Source organism: Sphaerisporangium sp. B11E5 (assembly GCF_039871875.1).
Lineage (GTDB): Bacteria > Actinomycetota > Actinomycetes > Streptosporangiales > Streptosporangiaceae > Sphaerisporangium.
Window position 1 is genome coordinate 1 of record NZ_JBDPMD010000054.1, and the last position, 15,086, is coordinate 15,086.

Annotated in this window: 15 protein-coding genes; 10 read left to right on the top strand and 5 right to left on the bottom strand. The window is 73.5% G+C overall.

All coding sequences use genetic code 11. The annotated features are described in order from the left end of the window. Window positions 1-103: 103 nt before the first annotated feature. The 3 genes from ABGB17_RS32820 to ABGB17_RS32830 are packed head-to-tail and all read right to left on the bottom strand — an operon-like array spanning window position 104 to window position 1,828. Window positions 104-439 carry a helix-turn-helix domain-containing protein gene (locus ABGB17_RS32820; RefSeq protein ID WP_347637109.1) on the bottom strand — a complete coding sequence of 112 codons (336 nt, stop codon included), beginning with the start codon at window positions 437-439 and terminating at the stop codon, window positions 104-106. A 6-nt stretch (window positions 440-445) separates the two neighbouring features. After that, the gene (locus ABGB17_RS32825) at window positions 446-1,027 is read right to left on the bottom strand and encodes an NAD(P)H-dependent oxidoreductase (RefSeq protein ID WP_347637111.1); all 582 of its coding nucleotides are present in this window, start codon (window positions 1,025-1,027) and stop codon (window positions 446-448) included. Between the two features lie 30 nt (window positions 1,028-1,057). After that, on the bottom strand, window positions 1,058-1,828 hold the full coding sequence (locus tag ABGB17_RS32830) for a HAMP domain-containing sensor histidine kinase (RefSeq protein WP_347637113.1): 771 nt from the start codon (window positions 1,826-1,828) through the stop codon (window positions 1,058-1,060). 92 nt (window positions 1,829-1,920) lie between these two features. Here ABGB17_RS32830 and ABGB17_RS32835 point away from each other — a divergent pair, with 92 nt between their 5' ends. The 8 genes from ABGB17_RS32835 to ABGB17_RS32870 all read left to right on the top strand — a co-directional run bounded on the left by ABGB17_RS32835 (window position 1,921) and on the right by ABGB17_RS32870 (window position 8,057). After that, on the top strand, window positions 1,921-2,517 hold the full coding sequence (locus ABGB17_RS32835) for a TetR/AcrR family transcriptional regulator (protein ID WP_347637115.1): 597 nt from the start codon (window positions 1,921-1,923) through the stop codon (window positions 2,515-2,517). Window positions 2,518-2,550: 33 nt separating this feature from the next. After that, window positions 2,551-2,994, top strand: coding sequence for a DUF6703 family protein (locus tag ABGB17_RS32840; protein WP_347637117.1), 444 nt, complete (start codon window positions 2,551-2,553; stop codon window positions 2,992-2,994). A gap of 46 nt (window positions 2,995-3,040) precedes the next feature. After that, window positions 3,041-4,078, top strand: coding sequence for a metal ABC transporter substrate-binding protein (locus ABGB17_RS32845; RefSeq protein ID WP_347637119.1), 1,038 nt, complete (start codon window positions 3,041-3,043; stop codon window positions 4,076-4,078). 68 nt (window positions 4,079-4,146) lie between these two features. Continuing rightward, entirely contained in the window at window positions 4,147-4,899 is a 753-nt protein-coding gene (locus ABGB17_RS32850; RefSeq protein WP_347637189.1) for a metal ABC transporter ATP-binding protein, read from the top strand. Then, window positions 4,896-5,762 carry a metal ABC transporter permease gene (locus tag ABGB17_RS32855; RefSeq protein WP_347637121.1) on the top strand — a complete coding sequence of 289 codons (867 nt, stop codon included), beginning with the start codon at window positions 4,896-4,898 and terminating at the stop codon, window positions 5,760-5,762. The genes ABGB17_RS32850 and ABGB17_RS32855 overlap by 4 nt, the downstream gene beginning before the upstream one ends. Beyond that, on the top strand, window positions 5,759-6,148 hold the full coding sequence (locus ABGB17_RS32860) for a transcriptional repressor (RefSeq protein WP_347637122.1): 390 nt from the start codon (window positions 5,759-5,761) through the stop codon (window positions 6,146-6,148). Before ABGB17_RS32855 ends, ABGB17_RS32860 begins: the two co-directional genes overlap by 4 nt. A gap of 87 nt (window positions 6,149-6,235) precedes the next feature. Continuing rightward, window positions 6,236-6,517, top strand: a complete 282-nt coding sequence (locus tag ABGB17_RS32865; protein ID WP_347637124.1) for an antibiotic biosynthesis monooxygenase — start codon at window positions 6,236-6,238, stop codon at window positions 6,515-6,517. Window positions 6,518-6,668: 151 nt separating this feature from the next. Continuing rightward, window positions 6,669-8,057 (top strand): glycine--tRNA ligase, encoded by a 1,389-nt coding sequence (locus ABGB17_RS32870; RefSeq protein ID WP_347637126.1) that lies wholly within the window; start codon window positions 6,669-6,671, stop codon window positions 8,055-8,057. 54 nt (window positions 8,058-8,111) lie between these two features. Here the strand turns inward: ABGB17_RS32870 and ABGB17_RS32875 are convergent, their stop codons facing one another. Beyond that, a complete protein-coding gene (locus tag ABGB17_RS32875) occupies window positions 8,112-9,518 on the bottom strand; it encodes an HEXXH motif domain-containing protein (RefSeq protein WP_347637128.1) in 1,407 nt (468 codons plus the stop codon). After that, window positions 9,515-10,801, bottom strand: coding sequence for an FxsB family cyclophane-forming radical SAM/SPASM peptide maturase (locus tag ABGB17_RS32880; protein ID WP_347637130.1), 1,287 nt, complete (start codon window positions 10,799-10,801; stop codon window positions 9,515-9,517). The genes ABGB17_RS32875 and ABGB17_RS32880 overlap by 4 nt, the downstream gene beginning before the upstream one ends. 329 nt (window positions 10,802-11,130) lie before the next feature. Here ABGB17_RS32880 and fxsA point away from each other — a divergent pair, with 329 nt between their 5' ends. Both fxsA and fxsT read left to right on the top strand, forming a co-directional pair. Beyond that, a complete protein-coding gene (gene fxsA / locus ABGB17_RS32885) occupies window positions 11,131-11,331 on the top strand; it encodes an FxSxx-COOH cyclophane-containing RiPP peptide (protein WP_347637132.1) in 201 nt (66 codons plus the stop codon). Then, window positions 11,328-15,071, top strand: a complete 3,744-nt coding sequence (gene fxsT / locus ABGB17_RS32890; RefSeq protein WP_347637134.1) for an FxSxx-COOH system tetratricopeptide repeat protein — start codon at window positions 11,328-11,330, stop codon at window positions 15,069-15,071. The genes fxsA and fxsT overlap by 4 nt, the downstream gene beginning before the upstream one ends. Window positions 15,072-15,086: the final 15 nt, after the last annotated feature.

Below are 15,086 nucleotides of genomic sequence, written 5' to 3' on the forward strand. Positions count from 1 at the left end.
GGGGGGGGGGGGGGGCGGGGGTGGGGCGGGGGTGGGGCCGATGTGCGGTGGTGGGTGAGGGGGTGGGGTGTCTGTGGTGGATGGGGCTGGGGTTCGGGTGGGGTTACTTGGGGGAGCCGGGGGGGAGGGGGATCCACTTGTGCGACCAGGTGATCAGGGCGTCCAGGACGGGGGCCAGGTCGTGGGCCTTCTCGGTGAGGTGGTATTCGACCTGGACGGGGGTGGTGGGCTGGACTGATCTGGTGAGCAGGCCCTCCGCCTCCAGGGTGCGGAGGCGGGAGGACAGCATTGTGTCGCTGAGGCCGGGGACGGCTTCCTTGATCTGGGCGAATCGGTGGGAGCCGGTGAAGACGGCGCGGAGGATGGCGCCGGTCCAGCGTGCGCCGATCAACTCCACGGCGGTGTGGAAGCGGGTGCAGACCTCGTGGATCTCGGACATGGTTCCTCAGGCTGGCTGGGGGGTTTCGCGTAGCGGGCACAGGGCCTCGGAGACACGCTTGAGCTCGTCGAACATGGCCTTGGCGGAGGACAGCATGACGTCGTTGGGGGAGACGTTACCGTCCTCGTCGATGAACTGGTGGACGAAGGGGATGGCGACGGCCTCGGGCAGGGGGGTCATCTTGAGGGTGGTGACCACCTGCTTGATCATCTGTGCGGCCCTCGTGCCGGCCGCGACGCCGCCGTAGCTGACCAGGCCGACGGGCTTGTAGGCCCACTCGTGGTGCAGGTAGTCGAGCGCGTTCTTCAGGGGCGCGCTGTACCCGTAGTTGTACTCCGGCATGACGAACACGAACGCGTCCGCCTCGGCGACCTTGGCGCTCCAGTCCTTGGTGTGCTGGTGGACGTACGTCCGCAGCCGCGGGTGGTGCGGCTCGTCGAGGAACGGCAGGCCCACCTCGGCGAGGTCCACAAGCTCGACCTCCTCGAACGAGCCCTGTGCCCGCGCGGCCTCCTCGATCCACCGCGCCACGGGCAGGCCCACGCGGCCGGGCCGGGTGCTCGCCAGGATGATCTGCAGCTTCGCCATGTCGTGCTCCTCGTACTAAGAAAAACTAAGCTACTTAAAAGAACTTATCAGGCGTCTCGGCGTGTTCCTCGCCGCCCCCCACGCTGGAAGGCGCAGGACGAGACGGGCGCCTCGGCGGGAGTCCTCGATGCCGAGGGTCCCGCCGTGGGCCTGGGCGATCTCGCGGGAGGCGGGCAGGCCGAGGCCGCTCCCGGCGGGGTCGAGGTCGCGGGCGTCGCGCAGCCGGGTGAAGCGCTGGAAGACGCGTTCGCGGTCGGCGTGCGGGACGCCGGGGCCGTCGTCGGTGACCGTCATGACGGCCAGGCCGCCCGCGCGGGACACCTGGACGGTGACGGCGGACGCGGCGTGGCGCTGCGCGTTGTCCAGCAGGTTGGTGAGCAGGCGCGCCAGCTCCGCCGGGGCGGCAAGGACCTGGACGCCGGGGGCCGCGTCCACCTTGACGGGGACGCCGCCGGCGCGGCCGGCCACCTCCTCGGCGACCAGGGCGCCGAGGTCGACCGGCTCGCGGACGGTCGCGGAGCCGTCCTGGAGGCGGGTCATGAACAGTACGTCCTGGATGATCGCGTCCATGCGGGCGGTCGCCGACAGGACGGTCTCCAGGGCCTCGCGCGGGCCGGCGTCACCGCGGTGGGGCGAGGTCTCCTCCCGGTGCGTGCGCATCCCGGTGACGGTCGTCCTCGGATCGTGGCAGGTGGCGGACGCGACAAGGTGTCGCCGGCGGGCGTGCGGCGTCGTGCGGGCCGGCCGGCACGCGGCGAAGAGGTTGCGGATGACGCCAGTGACGGCGACGTAACTGCTCATGGAATCGGCCCCCCGGTCCGATAGATATGTACACTATGTTTATATCCTATTATGAACAGAGTGTCCATATATAGTGGAGAAGAGGTGAGTCGATGGACGCCGTGGAGCCCGTGCGCAGAGGTCGTGGCCGCCGTCCCGCGGGGGAGGTGCGGCGCGAGGTGCTGCGTGCGGCGGGCGAGCTGCTGCTGGAGCAGGGAGTGGCGGGCTTCACCATCGAGAAGGTCGCCACGCGTGCCGGCGCGAGCCGGGTGACCCTGTACAAGTGGTGGCCGTCCAAGGGGGCACTGGCACTGGACGGCTTCTCCACCATGGTCGCCGCGCCCCTCGCCTTCCCCGACACCGGTGAGATCGGCACCGATCTCACCGGCCAGCTGCTGGACTTCGTCCGACTGGTGCGGGACACCCCGGCGGGCCGCGTCATGGCCGAACTCATCTGCCATGCCCAGAGCGACCCCGATCTCGCCGTCGCGCTGCGCGAGCGTTACACGTGGCCGAGGACCTCGATGGCCGTCGAGGTGCTCGACCGGGCCAAGGAGCGCGGCCAGATCAGGTCCGACGTCGACTCCGAGGACGTCGTGGCCCAGTTGTGGGGCGCCTGCTACTTCCAGTTACTCGTCTTCGACCGACCGCTGACCGACCAGTTCGCCCGGTCGATCATCGTCAACCTGCTGGGAGGGATCCGTGCCTGACGGCCGCCTGGCGCGGTGACGCTACGCTGAAGCGTGGCTGACAAGCGTTATTCCGATTCCCCCGAGCCCGGTGGACGGCCGTCAGGGCCGGGGCGCGGGGTGCCCGCCCATCCGCTCGCGCGCGGGGCCGCGGCGGGGCGCCCGCGTGGTCGGCGCCCGCTGCCGAAGGGCGAGCACTTCTCCACGCCGGACGCCTCCGAGGCGCGGCGCGCGGTGGAGCGCAGGAGCGCGACGCCGCTGGTCTACCTGTACGGCCTGCCGCGCTGGGTGGTCCCGGTGGTGCTCGTCGTGCTGCTGCTCGCCGGGTTCGCGGTGCCCGACTGGCGGGGCGGCGTCGCCGTGCTCCCGGTGCTCGGGTTCGTGGTGTGGCTGGCGTACATGTCCTGGCCCTCGCTGGGCAGAGGGGGGAGGCTGATGCGGGTCGCGCTCGGGGTGTTCCTGCTGCTCCTGGCCGCCGATCGCTTCGGTCTCTTCTAGGTGGTTTTGACAACCGTTTTCATTCTGCCGCATACTCGGTAGGGTGATGCCCTTTTCGTCCAGGTGTGGCTCGCTCGACTCGACCAGCGCGCACGACCGTTCCATCCGTCCCGCCCGAGCTGGTCAGGCCGGTGAGACCACCCGCCGCGCCCGGCTGCGGGCCGCCGCGCTGCTCGGCGCGGGCCTGCTGCTCGCCGCCGCGGGATGCGGCGGCGGCCCCGCCGGTACCGCCGGTACCGGCGCCGCCGGCACGTCCGGCAAACCGGGCATCCTCGCCGCCTTCTACCCGCTGGAGTGGATGACCGCGAAGGTCGCGGGGCCGGACGCCCAGGTCACCACGCTCACCCAGCCCGGCGTCGAGCCGCACGACCTGGAGCTCGACCCGCGGCAGATCGCGTCCGTCGAGCAGGCCGGCCTCGTCGTCTACATCAAGGGCGTGCAGCCCGCCGTGGACGAGGCCGTCGGAGAGCAGGCCCCGGACAAGGCGTTCGACGTCGCCACGGCGATCTCCACCCTGCCCTCCACGGGCGACGAGGAGGGCCACGCCGAGGAGGAGGGCCACGAGGAGCCGTCCTACGACCCGCACGTCTGGCTGGACCCCACGCGCCTCGCCACCGCGGTCACCAAGCTCGGCGACCGTCTCGCGGCGGCCGACCCCGCGCACGCCGCCGGGTACGCCGCCCGCGCCAAGTCCACCGTCGCCGAGCTGACCGCACTGGACGGGGAGCTGCGCGCGGGGCTCGCCACCTGCAAGAGCCGGACCTTGGTCACCAGCCACTCCGCCTTCGGCTACCTGGCGGACCGCTACGGCCTCAAGCAGGTCGGCATCAGCGGCCTGGACCCGGAGGCCGAGCCGTCCCCGGCGCGGCTGGCCGAGGTGGCGCGGGTCGCCAAGCAGGAAGGGGTGACTACCATTTTCACCGAGGAGCTCGTCAGCCCCAAGGTCGCCGAGGTCCTCGCCAAGGAGGTCGGCGCCACGACCGCGGTGCTCAACCCGATCGAGAGCCGCCCCAAGTCAGGTGACTACCTGTCGGCGGCCCGCGCGAACCTCACCGTCCTTCGCAGCGCACTTGGATGCTCATGACCCCATCAGCCCAGGCCACCGGCGTGTCCGAGCGGAGTGCCGCTCCGGCCGCGCCGGTGGCGTTCGCCATGTCAGGCGGCCAGGTGAGCCTCGACGGCCGCCGTGTGCTGCGCGGTGTCGACCTTCGGATCACGGCAGGCGAGGTCGTGGCCGTGCTCGGGGCCAACGGCTCGGGCAAGTCCACGCTGATCAGGGCGCTGCTCGGCCTGATCCCGCTGTCCGGCGGCACCACCGAGCTGTACGGCGTGCCGCCCGCGCGGTTCCGTGACTGGTGGCGCATCGGTTACGTGCCGCAGCGCCTGTCGGCCGGCGGAGGCGTGCCCGCCACCGTGCGCGAGGTGGTGGCGTCCGGCCGCATCGCCCGCCGCGGCCGCCTGCGCCGCGCCCGCCCCGAGGACCGCGCCGCCGTCGCCCGTGCCCTCGCCGCCGTGGACCTCACCGAGCGGGCCGGCGACCCGGTCGGCTTCCTGTCCGGCGGGCAGCAGCAGCGGGTGCTGATCGCGCGGGCCCTGGCCGGGGAGCCGGACACGTTCGTCATGGACGAGCCGACGGCCGGGGTGGACGCCGCGAGCCAGCGCCAGCTCGCCGCCACGCTCACCGGGCTCGTCCAGGAGGGCAGGACGGTGCTGCTCGTCGCCCACGAGCTCGGCCCGCTCGCCCCGCTGATCACCCGTTCGATCGTGCTGCGCGACGGCCTGGTCACGCACGACCACCGGCCCGCCGAGGACGCCGGATGCCACCCCCGCCCGGGTCACGAGCAGGTGCACCCGCACGCTTACGACGTCTCCGGCGGCCCGATGAGCCCGGGAGCCTCCCGATGATCGAGATGCTGCAGTTCGACTTCATGGTGCGGGCCCTCACGGCGGCGCTGCTGGTGGGCCTCGCCGCCCCGGCCGTCGGGGTGTTCGTCGTGCAGCGGCGCCTCGCGCTGCTCGGGGACGGCATCGGGCACGTCGCGCTGACCGGCGTGGCGCTCGGCTTCCTCACCGGCACCGCGCCCGTGCTCACCGCGGTCGTCGTCGCGGTGCTCGGCGCGGTCGTCATCGAGCTGGTGCGCGCGCGGGGCCGCACCACCGGGGACGTCGCGCTGGCGCTGCTGTTCTACGGCGGCATCGCGGGCGGCGTGCTCCTCATCGGCCTCGCCCCCGGCGGCAGCAACTCGACGCTCACCTCGTACCTGTTCGGCTCGATCAGCAGCGTCACCACCGAGGACGTGTGGGTCATCGCGATCCTCACGGCGTTCGTGCTCGGCGTGGTCGCCGTCTTCGGGCGTGAACTGTTCGTGTTGTGCCAGGACGAGGAGGTGGCCCGGGTCAACGGCCTGCCGGTGCGCTTCCTCAGCCTGCTGATCGCGATCACCGCCGCGCTGACCGTCGTCATCGCGATGCGGGTGGTCGGGCTGCTGCTGGTCAGCGCGCTGATGGTGGTGCCGGTGGCCACCGGGCAGCAGGTCACCCGGAGCTTCACCGCCACCATGCTGCTCGCGATGCTGCTCGGCGTGGTCTCCACCGTCGGCGGCCTGACCACGGCGTTCTACGCGGGGGTCGCGCCGGGCGCGGCGATCGTGCTGCTCGCGCTCGCCGGGTTCGCCGTCGCCCTGGTGGCGGGGCGGTTCGTGCGGCGCGGACGGGTGGCGGGCCTGGAGCGAGGCCGGGTGCCGGCCACGATGGAGGCGGGGCCATGACCAGCAGGCGGGAGGCGGTGCGGCAGGTGCTGGCCGGCAGCACGAGCTTCCGCAGCGCACAGGACATCTACGCCCAGATGCGCGCTGAAGGCGCCAAGATCGGGCTTACCACCGTGTACCGGGCGTTGCAGTCCCTGGCGGACGCGGGGCAGGTCGACACGCTGCGCACCGACGACGGCGAGTCGGTCTACCGGGCCTGCGCCACCGGCGGCCACCACCATCACCTGGTCTGCCGGGGCTGCGGGCGCACGGTGGAGGTCGCAGGGCCCGCCGTCGAGCGGTGGGCCGAGTCGGTGGGCTCCGAGCACGGCTTCACCTCGATCACCCACACCGTCGAGGTCTTCGGCACCTGCCCCACCTGCCGTGCGGTGGCCTCGGCGGGCTGAGGCCACCGCCGTGCCGTCCGCCCGCCTGGGCCCAGCAGGCGCGTGGCCTGGCGGGACGGGGTGCCGGGGGCTGGCATGCTGTGCGGCATGCTCGCTTTCATCAGATACTCGGTGCCCGAGGCCAGGACCGGCGAGTTCGTCGCGTCGGCGACGTCGATCCTGGAGCTGTTCGCCCTGCAGGACGGCTACCGCGGCGGCCACCTCGGGCGGTCCGCCGACGAGCCGGAGCTGTGGGCGCTCGTGAGCACGTGGGAAGGGGCCGGGTTCTACCGCAGAGCCCTGTCGGCGGCGCGCATGGAGATGTACCCTCTGATGACGCTCATGCTGAACGAGCCCAGTGCCTTCGAGGTCGTGGTGAGCAATCCCTGACCCCGCTCCGGGTGACGCCGTAGCTTGCCGTGGATTCGTGGGCGGGTCGTGTCGCCGGTTCCCCTAAGCTTGTGGGAGAGATCGGGCAGGTGACGCGCCCTTCTATCCACTCCCAGCCCCACCCCGACCGCCAGCCGGATGGAGATTCTTGATGGCCCGCCGTACCGACATCATGGACACGATCGTCAGCCTCGCCAAACGCCGCGGGATCGTCTACCCGTCGAGCGAGATCTACGGGGGTCTGCGCGCGTCCTGGGACTACGGGCCGCTCGGCGTCGAGCTCAAGAACAACGTCAAGCGCGCCTGGTGGCGGGCCATGGTGCAGGGCCGCGACGACGTCGTGGGCCTCGACTCCTCGGTGATCCTCGCCCGCGAGGTCTGGGAGGCCAGCGGCCACGTCAAGGAGTTCGTGGACCCGCTGACCGAGTGCCAGTCCTGCCACAAGCGTTACCGCGCCGACCACCTGGAGGAGGCCTACGCCGAGAAGCACGGCGGCCGGGCCCCCGAGAACGGCCTGGCCGACCTCACCTGCCCCAACTGCGGCACCAAGGGCGCGTTCACCACGCCCCGCATGTTCAACGGCCTGCTCAAGACCTACCTCGGCGCCGTCGAGGACGACTCGGGCCTCGCGTACCTGCGGCCGGAGACCGCGCAGGGCATCTTCATCAACTACCTCAACGTCCAGCAGTCCTCCCGCAAGAAGATCCCGTTCGGCATCGGCCAGATCGGCAAGTCGTTCCGCAACGAGATCACCCCCGGCAACTTCATCTTCCGCACCCGCGAGTTCGAGCAGATGGAGATGGAGTTCTTCGTCAAGCCCGGCAGCGACGAGGAGTGGCACCAGTACTGGATCGACGAGCGCATGGCCTGGTACGTCGACCTCGGCATCGACCGCGACAACCTGCGGCTGTACGAGCACCCGAAGGACAAGCTGTCCCACTACTCCAAGCGCACCGTCGACATCGAGTACCGCTTCAACTTCACCGGCACCGAGTGGGGTGAGCTTGAGGGCATCGCCAACCGCACCGACTTCGACCTCAGCACCCACGCCGCCGCCTCCGGCACCGACCTCTCGTTCTTCGAGCAGGAGTCCGGCGAACGCTACGTCCCGTACGTCATCGAGCCCGCCGCGGGCGTGGACCGCTGCACCCTGACCTTCATGATCGACGCCTACACCGTGGACGAGGCCCCCAACGCCAAGGGCGTGATGGAGCAACGCACCGTCATGCGCCTGGACCACCGCCTGGCCCCCGTGAAGGCCGCCGTCCTGCCCTTGTCCCGCAACGCCGACCTCTCCCCCAAGGCCCGCGACCTGGCCGCCCAGCTCCGCCGCCGCTGGAACGTGGAGTTCGACGACGCCGGCGCCATCGGCCGCCGCTACCGCCGCCAGGACGAGATCGGCACCCCGTTCTGCATCACCGTCGACTTCGACACCCTGGAAGACCAGGCCGTGACCATCCGCGAACGCGACTCCATGGCCCAGAAGCGCATCACGCTGGACCAGGTCGAGTCCTACCTCCGCCAGCACCTCAACGACTGACACCCGTTCCGCGTCCCCGCCCGCACCGGTCGCGGCCGGTGCGGCACGCGGGCGTCACGGCTCGCCTGTGCGGGCGAGGTAGCGGGTGTGGTGGGCCGTGGCCATGCGCGTGGCGCGGGTCGCGGCGGTGGCGGGGACGGGCTGGGCGCGCAGGGCGGCGAGGGAGCGGCGCATGCCGGTGGTGAAGCGGCGGCCCGGTGGGGTGAGGCGGCCGGTGTCCAGCAGGGTGCCGGCGACCTCCCAGGTGGCCTGTCTCCAGCGGGCCAGCTGGGTCTGTGCGTGCAGCAGGGCCTCGGGGGTTCTCGTGACGCCGGCCTGGCGGGACCAGAAGGTGGCGATGCCCAGGTGCGCGTAGGCGCCCTGGAGGAGTGCGCCCAAGGGGCGGGGGTCGTCGCGCCAGGGGGCGTAGAAGAGGTCGTCGCCCTCGTCGTCGATCATGGGGAACAGGGTGCCGAGGGCGGACAGTTTGGCGTGCTGTACCTCGTGGGCGAACGACTGGGCCGTCGTCACCGGGTCGGGGGGCAGGGATATCGCCACCGAGCCGAAGGCGGCGGGGGAGGTGGCGCTGCTGGTGCCGCCGGACGGGGCCCGCAGGGGGACGAGCACGGTGACGCCCGCCGCTGTCTCCGCGGCCACCCCGGGGTGTGCCCGCACGAGCAGCCGCCACGCCGGGGCGAGCATCTCCCGCCAGGCGGCGAGGTCCTCCCGGCTCAGGCGCGGGGCACACCGGTCCCGCAGGGGGAACCGCATCGGGTCCACGTCGTCCACGAGCAGGGTGAGTGTGTCCCGCCCGGTGCCGACGACCAGCCGCCGCAGCCCGAGCCAGGGCCCCGATTCGGCGTGCGGGTCCTCGGGCACCCGGACCACCTGGTCTCCGGTCGCCACGGCCGCCCCCGCGCCGCCCGCCAGCACGATGGCCTCCTGCCCGTCCGCCGCGCCGGGGAACTCGGCCAGCCCGAGGGACGGCAGCACGACCCCCCGGCCGTGCACCCGCACCGGCACCGACATGGGGACCCGCGCCCGGACGGCCGCCGCCGCGGCCACCGACGCCAGCCACTCCGGCCCCACTCCGGGGTCGGCGGGCGGCGCCGCGTACGGATCGGGGCGGGTGCCGGCACGGGGTTCCCGGTGAGGGCCGGGTTCCCCGCCGGGACGGCGGCCCCCGGACGTGAGGCCGCGCAGGACGGTGACGGTCAGAGCGCCCACCCCCGGGTAGGCCAGCACCTCGCGGACCGCTCGGGGGGCCCGCCGTTGCAGGTCGGCCAGGGTGGCGTACGCGCGCCGCGCGATGTCGGCCTGCGGGTGGGACCGGGCGGTGGCTTCGGTGACGACGGTGCGCAGGAGCAGCAGCCGTTTGCTGTACTCGGCGGTGGACAGCGCCCGCAGCGCACGGCCGCCGCCCTCACCGGCGGCGATCCGGTCGAACAGCCCGGCCGCCATGGTGTGCCGCCGGGTGTTCACGGGGGGCCGCCGGCCGATCCACCGGCCGCCCGCGCGCCGGGACCGGCGTCCTCCTCGGAGCGGCGTGAGGGAACGAGGTCCCGCGCCGGTGCGCTCGGGGTGGTGGTCCCGGGGCGGCGCAGGGGGAGGAGGTCCTGGGTCAGGCGGTGCTGGATGTGGCGGATCAGGCGGTAGAGGTCGGGGCAGTACACGCTCGGGTTGGCGAAGCCGGTGCCGGGGCGGTAGCGGTGGGCGTAGTGGCCGGCGCCGCACACGCGGCTCAGGTCGCAGGAGCGGCATCCGGTGGCCAGGGCGGCCGGGCCCAGTTGGCGGGCGGCCACGGAGGGGAGGCGCAGGACGTCGTCGAAGGTCGCCGTGCGCAGGTGGAGGCCGGTGTGGGGGGCGCCGGAGTAGGCGGTCTTGAGGACGTCGCCTTGCTGGATCCCGCCGTCGGTCTCGATGACGACGCAGCGCATGGGTTCCAGGCCGAGGCCCTCCACCCGTGCGGTGCCGCCGAGCAGCAGGTGCACGATCTCCTCGAACATCCGGACGCCGGTCTCCTTGGGGACCGCGCCGTACCACCGGTCGAATATCGCGATGAGCCAGTCGGCGTACGGTGTGGCGGCCGAGCCGGGCGGCCGGCCCGGCGGGGGAGAGGCCCAGTTGCCGTGGGGCAGCAGGAAATCCACCGCGGGCGGGCGGTACGCCAGCAGCGCCTCGTAGGTGCGCACCGGGTCGTTGCGCAGGTCCACCGTGCAGAGCAGGCCGCCGAACAGGTGGCGGTACCGGCCGCCGGACAGCCGCCGTACGGCCGCCGCGACCCGCGCGTGGCTGCCGCGGCCGTCGGCGTGGCGGCGGTGGCGGTCGTGGGCCGCGGCGTCGCCGTCCACGCTCACGCCGACGCGTACGCCGAGTTCGGCGAACATCCGCAGGTAGGCGTCGTCCAGCAGCATGCCGTTGGTCTGGACGGACACCCCGACGGTGGTGCCGGGCCCGGCCGCCCGCCGGGTCTCGGCGACGGCGAACCGCAGCAGGCCGGAGCCGGACAGCAAAGGCTCGCCGCCGTGCAGCACCACGTTGACGTGCGGCAGCCCGTGCGTCCGCGCGTGTTCGGCGATGCGTTCGGCGGCCAGGGTCACGACGGCGCGGGGCATGGCCTTCGGCTGGTCGCGCCAGCTCTGGTCGGCGGCGCGGTACATATAGCAGTAATCGCAGGCCAGATCACAGCGGCTATGCATTTTGAGTATGAAATTGCGCAGCGGCCGCGGCGACCAGCCCTCGGCGATGAGCGCGCCGACATCCAAGGTATGGGGCCATTCCTGGGTGGGGTTCGGATCCCCGAGTGAAAGGCCGGACTCGACGCCGGCGGTTCCTCCCGCCACACCTGGCTCAGCAATCAAGGAGCGCCCCATACATGTCTGTTTTGACAATGCAAGAGTAGGTCAGCCGGGCGAGCAGCCGTCAAGGCCCCGGGCTGGGGCCCCGGCCGGGGCGGCGTACGCCTGCCGTGCGGATTACGTGGCTATGATGGGGAAGCTCGCGAAGATCGGCACGGTGTCCCGCCGCCCGGCCCGACGGGGTGCCGCGCACCCCAGCGTCGGCGGCGGTCGAGACCAAAAGGCACGGTGACGCCTTGAACACAGGTGACAAGGGAAATCCTCCGGACACTCTGGCGTCCGATCTCGTCGACCTCTCCGGCATCTCCCTGGACGCTCTGGCGGAAATGCCGGACTCCGTGCTGGCGTCGGCGCTGCGCCGCGTGCACCGGGAGGCCACCGAGGGCGCGGGCTCGTTCTTCAACGATTACGCGGAGAGCAATCCGGGGCAGCCGTGACGTCCGACGCCGCCGACATCCCTCTCGCCGGTTTCACCGTGCTGTTCTGCTCGACCAGCGAGAACATCGGCAGGACGACGACGATTCTCAATGTCGCGCTCATCCTGGCCGACGCCGGCCGTAAGATCCTCATCGCCGACGCCCACCCCTCGACGACGCGGGCCGACCATTATCTGCGCCCTTTCCTGCCGGCGAGCGTCACCGCCTCCCTCCCGGGCACGGCGGCCCCGCACTCGGCGCCCGCGGACGCGGCCGGGGTCATCCCGGTCCGGTACGACGCGGCCCACGCCTCCGGCGCGATCGGCCTGCTGCCCCTCGACATGGCGGGCCCGGCGGGGACGGCCGCCGTGCGGGCCATCGGTGAGGCGGCCAGGTCCGGCGCGTACGACTACGTGCTGGTCGACGTGCCGAGCGAGGGCTCCGGCATCCGGGTGACGGGGCTGGCCAGCCTGGCCGACGTGATCGTGGCGTGTTTCTCGCCGAACGTCCGCACCATCGAGAGCGCCGCCGCGCTCGCCGGCCGGCTGCGGCGCGGCGCGGGCCGTCCGGTCAGCGTCATCGCCCTGTGCGTCCGCGCCGACACCGCCTTCCCCGCGTACCTCGCGCAGGCCAGGACCGTGGCCGCCGAGCGTTTCTCCGACCTCGGCCCCGGCGGTCCCGCCGTCTACGCCGAGATCCCCTACGCCGCCGAGTACACCGTCACCGACACCCTGGCCATGCTGAACGAGCCGCCCGGCCGGTCCGACGGCCTGCGCGTCGCGTACGAGGACCTCGCCCGCACGCTCACCAACGGCCGGGTCGGCGCGCTGCGCCACGTCACCCTCGCCTACACCCCGCGCCACCGGGTGTGGGCCGAGTGGGCGGTCGCGCAGCTCGAACGTTTCGGCGTGCGGGCCGACGCGGTGGACATGGCGCGGTTCGCGGGCGTCAGCGCGAGCGACGACTCGGCGGTGCTCGTGGTGTCGCCGGCGGGCCTGGACGAGGAGGCCGCGGCGCGGCTGCGCCGCATGCCCGCGCCGGGCGTGCGGCTGGTCGTGGTGGACGACGCGCCGCTGCCCGAGGGCCTCGGCCACCACGTGCTGCTGGACCTGCGCGGGCGCACCGAGAGCGAGGCCGTGCTGGCCCTGCGGCGCACCCTGCGCATCAGCGGCCCCGCGACCGGCGCCGCCGCCGGCCCGCGTTTTCCCGGCGCGGCCGACCACGTCAGCCTGCCGCCGCGCGACATCGTGTTCGTGGGCCGCGACGACGCCGTGGACGGCCTGCGCGACGCCCTGCTCGCCCGTCCCGCCACGCACGGCCGGTTCCTGCTGCACGGCCCCGCGGGCATCGGCAAGTCCGAGATCGCCCTGGAGTACTGCCGCCGCTTCGGCGGGGCCTACGACATCGTGTGGTGGCTGCCCGCCGGGGACGAGCAGAGTGTGCGCTCGGCCCTCGGCGACCTCGCCGCCGCGCTCGGCATCCCCACCGCCGCCGACGCCGCCGGCGCGGTGCTGCGCCACCTGGCGTCCGAGCGTTCCGGCACCTGGCTGCTCGTCTACGACAACGCCTCCCCAGAGGTCGACCTGTCCCGCTGGACCCCGGCCGCCCGGGAGCGTTGCCACGTCGTCGTCACCGCCCGCCCGGCCGCCCCCGGCGAGGCACAGGAACGGTCCGTGCCCACCCTGCCGCCCGCCCGCCGGCCGTCCGCGCCCGCGGTGGACCGGCCGCAGGCGCAGGTGCGGCCGTTCAGCCCCACCGAGAGCGCGGCGCTGCTGCGCGTGCGGGTGCCGGACCTCACCGACGAGCAGGCCGAGACGGCCGCGGACCGGGTGGGCCACGTCCCGCTGCTGGTGGACCTGGCCGGCGCGTGGCTCGCCACCCTGGTGGCGCGGCTGCGCCAGGACAACGTCGCCCCCCGCGAGGCGGTGCGGCGGGCGGTGGAGATGTTCGCCGAGGCGGCCAACCGCGAGCACGCCCGGCTGCTTGCCGAGCACGGCGCCACCACGCGCGCCCGCGTCATGTTCGAGCTGGCCCTCGCCGCCCTGCCCGGCGACATCGGCGGCAAGGCCCTGCGCCGCGACACCATCGGCGGCGACGCCGCCCTGCGGCTGCTCGAGACCCTCGCCGTCCTGTCCCCGGAGGGCGTCGGCCTGCGGCTGCTGCGCTCCGGCCCCATGCTGGCCCTGCTCAGCGCGGACGACCCCGCCGAGGGCGCGGAACGGCTCGGCGACCCGCTGATGGTGGACGTCATGCTGCGCACCATGGGCAGGTACGCCCTGGTCAGGGCGGACCTCGGGCGCCCGGGGCGGCTGGTGCGCATGCACCCCCTGGTCGGCGAGCTGCTGCGCGAGCGCATGGGCGACCGGCTGCCCGGCGCGGTGGCCGCGGTGCGGCTCGCCCTGGCCGCGTGGTCCCCCGCGGACGCCGACGACGAGTCGTCCCCGCACATCCACAGCGAGCTGGAACGCCACCTGGACGTGCTGCGGCCCTGGGAGGACGCCCGCCCACCGGTGCGCCGCTGGTTGCTGCGCCAGCTCGACCACATCCTGCGCAGGGACGACCGGCTGGCCCGCGACCGCGCCAAGGCCATCGGCCTGCTCGCCCTGGACGCCTGGGAAGAGGACTCCGACCAGACCCTGCGCCTGCTCAACACGCTCGCCCGGGTGTCCCGGCTGCGCGGCGAGCACCACGACAACGAGCGGTACAGCTTCCAGGCGCTGCGCGCCCAGCGCGCCGTGCTCGGCGTCAACCACCCCCGCACGCTGCTCACCGCCGGGTCGCACGCGGCGGCGCTGCGCATGATGGGGGAGTTCGACGAGGCCCGCGACGAGGAGCGCAACGTGTTGCGCGAGGTGCGGGAGCTGTTCGGCGCCCACCACCCCCGCACCGGCGACGCCATGCACAACCTCGCCATCTCCGAGGCGCTGATGGGTGACCCGCGCCGCGCGCTGGAGCTGGCAGGGGAACGCATGCGGCTGCGCGTCGCGCTGAGCGGCGAGGGCGACCTGGCGGTGGCGCAGACCGCGATCACCATGGCCCGCTACTACCGCGACCTCGGCATGCTGGAGGAGTCGCACAGCATGCTGAGCCGGGTGCTGAGCAGGCGCGGCGTCCCCGCCGCCCCCGGCGCCGGGCCGGGGCTTGAGGTGCTGCGCGCCGAGAGCGGCCTGGCGATCACCGAACGGCGCCTCGGCCGCCCGTTCGAGGCCCAGGAACGCGACGAGCGGGTGCTGCGCGACCTGCGCGCCCACCAGGGCGACCACCACCTGGCCACCCTGACCTGCCTCGCGGGCCTCGCCGCCGACCTCGACGCGCTCGGCAGGCACGAGGAGGCCGCCCGGCAGGCCACCGCCTGCCAGAACGGCCTGCGCGACACCCTCGGGCCCGACCACCCCTACACCTTGCTGTGCCAGGTGTCGCTCAGCGCCTACCTGCGCAACTCCGGCCTGCTCACCGAAGCCGTCGACCTCGGCGCGCCGGCGTTGCGGCGGCTCGCCCGCCGGCTCGGCCCCGCGCACCCCTGGACCATCGCCGCCCGGGTGGCCCTCGCCAACACGCTGGTCCTGCAGGGGCGCCTGGAGGAGGCCGCGGCGCTGGAGGAGGCCGCCCGCGTCGCGTTCGGCGACGCCGGCCTGCCCGGCCACCCGGACGCCGCGCTGCTGGCCAGGAACATCGCCGACACCCGTGCGCGGCTGCGCGGCGCGGCCCCGGCCGACCCGCTGGCACGGGCGGACATCGACCTGGAGATTCCGGGGCTGTGAGGGCTCCGCGGGAAC

Excerpts from the sequence above, each read along its gene's own strand:
- ABGB17_RS32835 (WP_347637115.1), top strand. The coding sequence starts at position 1,921 with ATGGACGCCGTGGAGCCCGTGCGCAGAGGTCGTGGCCGCCGTCCCGCG.
- ABGB17_RS32820 (WP_347637109.1), bottom strand. The coding sequence starts at position 439 with ATGTCCGAGATCCACGAGGTCTGCACCCGCTTCCACACCGCCGTGGAG.
- ABGB17_RS32830 (WP_347637113.1), bottom strand. The coding sequence starts at position 1,828 with ATGAGCAGTTACGTCGCCGTCACTGGCGTCATCCGCAACCTCTTCGCC.
- ABGB17_RS32845 (WP_347637119.1), top strand. The coding sequence starts at position 3,041 with ATGCCCTTTTCGTCCAGGTGTGGCTCGCTCGACTCGACCAGCGCGCAC.
- ABGB17_RS32825 (WP_347637111.1), bottom strand. The coding sequence starts at position 1,027 with ATGGCGAAGCTGCAGATCATCCTGGCGAGCACCCGGCCCGGCCGCGTG.
- ABGB17_RS32860 (WP_347637122.1), top strand. The coding sequence starts at position 5,759 with ATGACCAGCAGGCGGGAGGCGGTGCGGCAGGTGCTGGCCGGCAGCACG.
- ABGB17_RS32865 (WP_347637124.1), top strand. The coding sequence starts at position 6,236 with ATGCTCGCTTTCATCAGATACTCGGTGCCCGAGGCCAGGACCGGCGAG.
- ABGB17_RS32870 (WP_347637126.1), top strand. The coding sequence starts at position 6,669 with ATGGCCCGCCGTACCGACATCATGGACACGATCGTCAGCCTCGCCAAA.
- ABGB17_RS32855 (WP_347637121.1), top strand. The coding sequence starts at position 4,896 with ATGATCGAGATGCTGCAGTTCGACTTCATGGTGCGGGCCCTCACGGCG.
- ABGB17_RS32850 (WP_347637189.1), top strand. The coding sequence starts at position 4,147 with ATGTCAGGCGGCCAGGTGAGCCTCGACGGCCGCCGTGTGCTGCGCGGT.